This window comes from Sporomusa sp. (genome assembly GCF_057736855.1).
In genome coordinates this window covers 19,311-27,714 of the sequence record NZ_JBYKYF010000007.1, presented here as the reverse complement: position 1 = coordinate 27,714, position 8,404 = coordinate 19,311, and the positions used below count along the sequence as shown (strand labels likewise).

The 8,404-nt window shown below is 44.9% G+C and carries 8 protein-coding genes and 1 pseudogene; all 9 read right to left on the bottom strand.

Translation table 11 applies throughout. The features are described 5' to 3' along the window. Positions 1-342: pseudogene (locus AC29Z1_RS01150) on the bottom strand (hypothetical protein); the annotation flags it as partial. Between the two features lie 106 nt (positions 343-448). Continuing rightward, positions 449-1,393, bottom strand: coding sequence for a ribose-phosphate diphosphokinase (locus tag AC29Z1_RS01145; protein ID WP_488269617.1), 945 nt, complete (start codon positions 1,391-1,393; stop codon positions 449-451). 8 nt (positions 1,394-1,401) lie between these two features. Then, a complete protein-coding gene (glmU, locus tag AC29Z1_RS01140) occupies positions 1,402-2,769 on the bottom strand; it encodes a bifunctional UDP-N-acetylglucosamine diphosphorylase/glucosamine-1-phosphate N-acetyltransferase GlmU (protein WP_488269616.1) in 1,368 nt (455 codons plus the stop codon). 97 nt (positions 2,770-2,866) lie between these two features. Further along, a complete protein-coding gene (ilvA, locus tag AC29Z1_RS01135) occupies positions 2,867-4,090 on the bottom strand; it encodes a threonine ammonia-lyase (protein ID WP_488269615.1) in 1,224 nt (407 codons plus the stop codon). Between the two features lie 41 nt (positions 4,091-4,131). Continuing rightward, entirely contained in the window at positions 4,132-4,968 is an 837-nt protein-coding gene (purR, locus tag AC29Z1_RS01130; protein ID WP_488269614.1) for a pur operon repressor, read from the bottom strand. Positions 4,969-5,317: 349 nt separating this feature from the next. Continuing rightward, complete coding sequence (locus AC29Z1_RS01125; RefSeq protein ID WP_488269613.1) at positions 5,318-6,076, bottom strand: nucleotidyltransferase family protein; 759 nt, start codon at positions 6,074-6,076, stop codon at positions 5,318-5,320. Between the two features lie 21 nt (positions 6,077-6,097). Then, positions 6,098-6,781, bottom strand: a complete 684-nt coding sequence (locus tag AC29Z1_RS01120) for a GntR family transcriptional regulator (RefSeq protein WP_488269612.1) — start codon at positions 6,779-6,781, stop codon at positions 6,098-6,100. Positions 6,782-6,794: 13 nt separating this feature from the next. Further along, complete coding sequence (gene ispE / locus AC29Z1_RS01115) at positions 6,795-7,643, bottom strand: 4-(cytidine 5'-diphospho)-2-C-methyl-D-erythritol kinase (RefSeq protein WP_488269619.1); 849 nt, start codon at positions 7,641-7,643, stop codon at positions 6,795-6,797. A 10-nt stretch (positions 7,644-7,653) separates the two neighbouring features. Then, positions 7,654-8,133: a chemotaxis protein CheW gene (locus tag AC29Z1_RS01110; RefSeq protein ID WP_488269611.1), complete on the bottom strand. Its 480-nt coding sequence runs from the start codon at positions 8,131-8,133 to the stop codon at positions 7,654-7,656. Between the last annotated feature and the right edge of the window lie 271 nt (positions 8,134-8,404).

Below are 8,404 nucleotides of genomic sequence, written 5' to 3'. Positions count from 1 at the left end.
GGCCCATTTAAAGATATGTCCGCCAGTAACAGCTTTACGCCACAGACGCTCTAACCGTACAGGCGCAAAGCAGTAACCAATAAGCCGTCCATTCTGATCTTTTGCGATAATTGCTGCTTCCGGCTCAGCGCCATAAACCAGACTAAATACATCTTCCATCGCCTGCGGTTTGGGCAACCGGCCACCACAATGGTGCAGCACGCTGTCCAAAAAACTTTCGGTAAACAGGCTGGCAATGGCCGGGATATCAGCCGGAACAGCCCGGGTAATCAAATAACTGTCCATGTCATTGTGATTTACAAATAGGGCGCGAAGATCGCGCCCTATTTGTATTACCTCCATATAGCCTTCCACCAGAATATAAACGAAACTACCATGTTGCCATACCTTATCCTTATATATGGAATGCGCAAATCCTCATTGCCTGACAGCAATGTTCCCTATTTCCTTAGTTATCAAACAACTTACTTACAGACAGTTCGCCAAAAATACGAATAATGGCTTCCCCTAACAGCGGGGCAACAGACAATACTTTGATTTTAGGATGCTGCTTTGTTTCTGGCATCGGGATGGTATTTGTCACAATAAGTTCAGTGATATTAGAGTTTGCAATACGCTGTACTGCCGGGTCGCTCAAAACAGCATGAGTACAGCAGGCATATACCGCTTTAGCTCCCATTCTGGCCAAGGCATTAGCACCTTCGGTCAGTGAACCAGCGGTATCAACAATATCATCAACAATAACAGCAGTTTTACCTTCAACACTGCCGATAAGGTTCATAACTTCGGCAACACCAGGAGCCGGACGACGTTTTTCAATAATGGCTATCGGTGCATGCATTCTGTCAGCAAATTGTCGCGCTCTCGACACGCCGCCTAAGTCTGGAGACACCACAACCAGATCTTCCAGATTCAAGGACATGATATACTCAGCCAATGTTGGTACTCCAGGAAGGTTATCCACCGGGATATCAAAGAACCCCTGAATCTGTCCAGCATGCAGATCCATGGTAACAACGCGGGTAGCACCAGCTACCGTTAACAGGTTAGCCATAAGTTTTGCTGAGATAGGTTCACGACCACGCGTCTTTCTGTCCTGACGGGCATAAGCATAGTAAGGAATGACTGCTGTAATATTTCTCGCCGAAGCCCGTTTAACGGCATCAATCATAATTAATAATTCCATGATATTATCATTGACTGGCGAACTTGTCGGCTGAATAATAAATACATCGGTGCCGCGCACACTCTCGTCAATCATAACTTGAATTTCACCGTTGTTGAACCGGCCGACAAAAGCATCTCCCACTGTCAAGCCAAGATACCCGGCGATCTCCTGGGCTAGCACCGGATTGGCGTTGCCACTGAATATTCGTAATCGTTTTTTATCCATTGTTGTTATTACCTCCGCTTTTTTTCCGCCCAGCCTTCGATATTATTTTGGCGGGCGCGTGCTACTCCCAGAGAACCAGGGGGAACATTTTTAGTAATAGTAGATCCTGCCGCTACATAGGCACCCTGTCCAATAGTAACCGGTGCCACCAAATTTGTATTACAGCCGATAAAGGCGTCATCTTCAATCGTAGTGCGATGTTTGTTTTTACCGTCATAGTTTACTGTAATAGTGCCTGAACCAATATTGACTCCGGCCCCCATATCAGTATCACCAATATAGCTAAGATGGGGAATCTTGCTACCTTTACCAACAACAGTATTTTTCACTTCTACAAAGTTACCAATTTTAACGTCATCTTTCAGGTCAGTATTCGGCCTTAAATGGACGTACGGACCAATCGTCACATGATTGCCAACAGTACAATCATGCGCATAAGTAAAGTGAATAATACTATCATTGCCAACAATTGTATTGGTCAGACGGCTGTTCGGACCGATCGCGCAATTGGCACCAATCTTGCTGTTGCCTTCAATCCAGGTAAAAGGATAAATGATGGTATCAGGTCCGATTTCTACCTGAGCATCAATAAACGTACTATTCGGGTCCATAATAGTAACGCCATTTTCCATGAGCGACTCCAATTTGCGGCGTCTAATAATGCGTTCAGCTTCTGCCAGCTGAAGGCGCGAATTAATTCCTAGAGTCTCGCGATAATCAGCAGCGCTCACTGCCCACACTTTCTGACCCTGATTGTTTAAGATGGAAATAACATCGGTCAGATAGTATTCGCCTTGTGCATTATCACAGGTCAAACCATCTAGCGCTTTAAGCAGCGGCTTTGTTTCAAAACAATAGATTCCAGTATTGATTTCTTTCACGGCCAATTCATCCGGGCTGGCATCTTTATGCTCAACAATGTTAACAACCTGTCCGGCAGAATCTCGGATTACTCGACCATAACCAGCCGGATCAGGCATGACGGCTGTCAGTACGGTAGCTGCCGCCCGAGCCTGAATATGCTCCGTATAGAGCGTACGCAAGAGCTCTCCTGTCAACAGCGGCGTATCGCCACAGAGCACCATAACAGTGCCATCAAAACAGGCAAGTTCTTTTCGGGCTTGCATAACAGCATGGCCTGTTCCCAATTGCTCAGCCTGAACAGCAAATTCTGCCTGCCCGTTCAGTGCTTCCATTACACTTTGCGCACCAAAACCAACGATAACGACGCTTTTGGCAGCGCCAGCAAACGCTGCCGCATCAAGCACATGCTGGACCATGGGTTTGCCACCTACCTGGTGCAAAACCTTAGGCAGAGCCGATTTCATCCGAGTTCCCTTCCCTGCTGCCAGGATGATGGCCAACAGTTGTGACATCTATATACCTCCATTCACGACCTAATCTTAACCACGGTAAGTTAGGTCAATTGAAACCAAACAACTATAACGCTTCGACACAAACAGCTAAAATCCTTTAAATAATCTCTACCTTATAACCTTCATGCCGCAGCGAGGTCATAATATGCTCAGTATGAAGGACATCCCGGGTTTCCAGACCAATTTCCACAACGGCCTGCCCCAGAGGCACATGTCGCTCCACCCGGTCATGAGATACATACAATACATTTGCCTGCAGCCTAGCAATATTCGCTAAAAGACATTGCAGGCTGCCCGGTCTGTCAACCACAACGGTTTGCAATCGCACGCGCCGTCCCGCTTTTACTAAGCCACGCTCAATAATGCGGGAGATAAAATTAACGTCAACATTACCACCCGAAATCACACTGACAATTTTGCCTTTAGCCGGAATTTTATCATGCAAAATCGCAGCCAAACTGATGGCCCCTGCACCTTCAACCATAAGTTTAGCCCGTTCTAACAGCATCAGAATGGTACTAGCAATGGCTTCATCATCAATAACCACCATGTCATCAACATACTGATCAATTAAGCCAAAAGTAATATCTCCCGGAACTTTTACCGCAATACCATCCGCAAACGTTTCTGCATCTTTTGTGGACTTAATCGTACGCGCCTTTTTCGACATATACATAGCCGGTGCGCCTTGCGCCTGAACACCATATATCTTTACATGAGGTGCTAATTCTTTTACTGCCACAGCAATCCCAGCAATCAAGCCTCCGCCGCCAACAGGCACCACAATAGCATCGACATCTTCTAAATCTTGCAAAATTTCAAGCCCGATGGTTCCTTGCCCGGCAATAATTGCCGGGTCATTAAAAGCATGAAGGAAAGTCTGACCAGTTTCGTTTTGTATTTCTACAGCCCGGTTGTACGCCTCATCATAAACCTTCCCGGCCAGAACAACCTCAGCTCCATACCCCCGAGTAGCCATAATTTTAGCCAATGGTGCCATTTCAGGCATTACAATGGTGGCTTTAATCCCCGCCTGGCTGGCACCATAGGCAACACCTTGGGCATGATTGCCGGCCGAAGCGGCAATAACCCCGCGTGCCTTTTCCTCCGGGGTTAAATTAGTGATTTTATTATATGCACCCCGGATTTTAAACGAGCCGGTTTTTTGTAAATTTTCCAATTTTAGAAACACTTCATTACCAGTTAATTCACTAAACGTATTACTTTTATCAAGGGTAGTGTGGTGAATGATCCCTTGTAAAGCCTCCCGGGCTTTTTCAATGTCAGCCAGCGTTACCGTTGGTTGGGTATTTATAGACATCCCTTGTTCCTCCCTCTTAAAATCCGAAAAAGCCTCAAGCATTAGCAAGTTTTCTCTGGGTTAACCGGTGTTAAGACCGGTCTAATATCTGTTAATTTAGTATGTTCATCAATATCATGCAAAATAAGTAATGCCAAGTAGTCCTCGACCAATTTATGCTCAGGTTCAGCAGTAGCCACCAACACACCAATCCCTGCCACCTCAGCTCCCACTTCCTGAACCAAATCCACCATACCTCGTGCCGTACCACCTGCCTTCATAAAATCGTCTATAACTAATACTCTAGCACCAGCCGGTAAGGCCCGCTTAGGCAATGACATGGTTTGAATGCGTTTGGACGATCCGGTTACATAGTTAATACTAACCGCCGATCCTTCCGTCACCTTACTGCCACGCCTGACAGTAATCAGCGGCAAATTAAAGGCCCTGGCTACCATGAAGGCCAGCGGAATTCCTTTGGTTTCAACGGTTAAGATATAATCAGGCGATAAATGAGCCAGCCGTTCCATAAATATTTCGCCGACTTTAGCCATAAGATGGGGTGTAAATAATAAGTCCGACATATACAAAAATCCTCCTGGAATAATCCGGTCAGGTTCAGCCAAGCGGCATGCCAGTTCATGTAACAGCTGATTTGCCTCTTCGGCTGGCACCGCAGGAATAAACCGAACACCGCCGGCAGCTCCAGCCACGGTCTCAATCGTGCCTAACCCAAAGTGTACCATAGTGTCTTTGATGGTAGTAATATCTTCACAGATGGTGGATTTAGCAAAGCCAAACAACTCACTAAAATAACTGAGCGAAAATAAATGCTGTGGTCTGTCTACTAACATTTTAGTCAAAGCAGCTACCCGTTCCATTTTCCGTACTTTTTCCATACCTATGTCCTCCACAATCAGGGAAATACCGAATATTTTATCCTTAATTATATTTTTTATTCACATTTCTCTACATAGAGTACAAATCCTGCCCGTATAGAAAAAAATTTTCCAATAGACACTGCATCGGCTAAGCATTAGCGTAAACATAGGCTGTCACCGTATCTTGGTATTTATGCTTTCTTTGTAACATAAAAAAGACTTGGCTTATACCGAGTCCCTTAAGCTGGACTAATTGCTATGCCATCCAGACGCGTTGTAACAGAGCTATAGTCTTTATATTATGAATATAAGAATTTTATACTCTGGAAATATACAAATAAATAAAAAACGCGGAGTATCCGCGTCCTCAACATCCTTGCGAAAAACAATTCCTAACAAGTTCTAAATCACTCGGTTTATCAACATCGATTCCCAATTCAGCATATTGTGACCTAATAACAGCGCCTTTTATCCCCAGAATTTCACTGACACGCTGTTCTACCTCGTTTAGTTTCAAAATCCCTAAAAGAAACTTCATAACAAAAGTCCAGCCTAGTTGGCAACATAATTTAAACGGGTTTTTTCGATTAGCAAACATGCGCTCTGCAGCCTCCATACATTGAGGAACAATCCGGGGATTGACTAGAAAAATATTACCTCCGGTAAATGTCCCTTCCCTTAGGCGCACATACGTTCTTTTGTTTCCAGGAAACCGACGTTCATGATCCTTGCGAGCAACGATCGGATAATAAACATCGGCTTCTACACAAGCACACTGCATTAAAAAATCGTCAATGGCTGCTGGCGTAAGCAACGGAATATCAGCAGTCACCACTAATGTAAGACGTTCATGTCCTAATGCCTTCATTCCCAAACTAATTGTTTCCATGATTGATTTTCCACCAGGTACAATAACTGTCTGTTCAGGAAAGGAACATTTGGCCAGTTCCTCTGCCGGACCGGCAACAAAAATCCTGGAAACTCGCGGGCTGGCCGCAAGCGCCTGGGCTACAAATTCCACCATTGGCTTACCGGAAATATCAATCATAGCTTCATAAGACTGAGAAGTATAGCTGACTAACGGTTCATTATTTGCACCACCAGCCAGGATTATGGCATCATACATTATTTACACTCCTTTAAGAGGTTACGCACGACGACGTTCATTCAAATCCTGCAGCAATGTTTGTTCTGAGTTTTCAATATGCTCACGGGCAATTTGTTGAGCCAAATCTGTATTACGGCTGGCAATTGCCTCCACTAACCGCCGGTGTTCATCTACTGTGTTTTGCAGACGACCTGGATATTGCATAGAAATAGAGCGAAAGCGAGTAAATTGTTCTCGAAGATTATTGATAATACCTACCAAACGATCGTTACGGCTGGCCCTGTACAAAATTTCGTGGAATTGGCCATCGACTTCCACAATTTTTTCGTAATCACCCGCCACCATTAAGTCACTAATCTCAACTAACAGCCGCTCCATTTGCTCCAGCTCGTCTTCGGTAATCCGCTCCACAGCCAGCCCAGCAGCCAATACATCAAGTGCAGTACGTATCTCAAATACTTCATTGATATCTTTGATAGTCAAGTCAGCTACATAGGTACCTCGACGGGGGACCATAACCACAAAACCTTCTAACTCTAATTTGCGAATAGCTTCCCGTACAGGTGTCCGGCTGACACCCAGTTCTTCCGCCAATTGAATTTCCATCAAACGCTCGCCAGGCTTTAACACTCCTGTAACAATAGCCTCACGCAATGTTTCAGCCACCACTTCTCTGAGCGGTTTATAGCTGTCTAATTTAATAGGTACTAATCGCCTCTCCACTTTCACTCCACCTTTAAACTGTTTCTGCTACAAATACTTCAAGCAACCCCTCAGTTATGAGACGTTTAGCAATAGCCTCGGCTTGATCACGGCAACTCACAAGACCAAATACAGTAGGACCGCTGCCTGACATAAGGGCTGCCATAGCTCCATAATTGAGCATATGTTCTTTAATCTGATTAATTTCCGGATACGCTGGAATGGTCACACTTTCAAGCACATTGGCCAGATTAGCGGCCACCCCGCTTAGATTGCCCTCAGCCAGATACTTACACATGACTTCAATATTCGGCCGACGTTCCACCTTATCTGGATTAAACTGCTGATACACCCAAGCGGTAGGCACTGCGATCGCTGGTTTAGCCAACACAACGTAACAAGCTGGCAGCGCCGGTAATGGAGCTAACAGCTCGCCGCGTCCCGTAGCCAGCTTAGTACCATTATATAAACAAAAAGGCACATCAGACCCCAGCTTGGCAGCTAGCTTGCTAAGCTCATCAAGAGTAAAATTGAGCCCCCATAAGGTATTCAATCCTTTAAGCACAGCAGCCGCATCAGCACTACCACCAGCTAAACCCGCAGCCAGTGGAATACGCTTATCCAGTTCAATATGGACACCCTGCCCGGGTTGTGCATATTCCTGAAGCAAAGCAGCAGCCTTATACGCCAAATTACTCTTATCTCCCGGCAAGCCGGGGATATTCACCTTGAGTGTAATATCCCCGGGCTGGCTGGTTAGAGTAACCGTGTCGGCAAGGCTGACAGACTGCATAATCATCGCTACTTCATGGTAGCCATCTGGCCGTTTAAACAGAACATCCAGTGCCAAATTAATTTTGGCGTAAGCTTTCAATGTTAGCATATCCAAATCCTTAATCATCATTAAGCTGCTTTAATACAATCGCTTCTTGCGTTGTCAATATTTTATCAATTTCCAGCAAAATAAGAAGTCGTCCGTTAAACTTACCTACCCCTTGAATATATTTAGCATCAAGAATAAATGCCGGGGGAGGCGGTTCTACATTAGCAGCCGGCATGCGAACTACTTCCGCAACGGCGTCAACAATAATACCAACCGTTTGTCCGCTTACCTCCACGATAATAATCCGGGTATCATCGTTATAATCAGAAACTTGAATTTGGAAACGTTTTCTTAAATCTATTACCGGAATAATCCGCCCCCGCAAGTTGATAATTCCTTCCATAAATGCCGGGGTTTGCGGCAATTTTGTAATAGGAACCAGGCGGTTTATTTCCTGTACTTTAGTAATAGGTAACCCATATTCTTCTTTTGCTAATCGAAAAATTACAAGTTGCAATTCCTGATCAGTAGTTACAGTATTTGTATCCATCCGGAACACCCCCGCAGACAATATATACTACTATATTCTACCTAATTCCGGGTTTTGCCTGCAACTAAGGAATTGCTTTTTTACAATTTTTTCATTATCCTTTTATTCTCATGCCGGCAACTACCAACTCCTCACAATTACCCGTTAGCGTATCCTCGGTTTGTGTCTCACAAAATTTAGCAATGGTTTGGACAACAGTGTCATAGTCTTCGTAAAATATGGCAATCAGATCCCCTGGCTCGCCTTTAGTCAAGGCGGCAGTAACAGCTTC

Coding starts and splice junctions, on each gene's coding strand:
- AC29Z1_RS01145 (WP_488269617.1), bottom strand. CDS start 1,393: ATGGATAAAAAACGATTACGAATATTCAGTGGCAACGCCAATCCGGTG.
- glmU (WP_488269616.1), bottom strand. CDS start 2,769: ATGTCACAACTGTTGGCCATCATCCTGGCAGCAGGGAAGGGAACTCGG.
- ilvA (WP_488269615.1), bottom strand. CDS start 4,090: ATGTCTATAAATACCCAACCAACGGTAACGCTGGCTGACATTGAAAAA.
- purR (WP_488269614.1), bottom strand. CDS start 4,968: ATGGAAAAAGTACGGAAAATGGAACGGGTAGCTGCTTTGACTAAAATG.
- AC29Z1_RS01125 (WP_488269613.1), bottom strand. CDS start 6,076: ATGTATGATGCCATAATCCTGGCTGGTGGTGCAAATAATGAACCGTTA.
- ispE (WP_488269619.1), bottom strand. CDS start 7,643: ATGCTAACATTGAAAGCTTACGCCAAAATTAATTTGGCACTGGATGTT.
- AC29Z1_RS01110 (WP_488269611.1), bottom strand. CDS start 8,133: ATGGATACAAATACTGTAACTACTGATCAGGAATTGCAACTTGTAATT.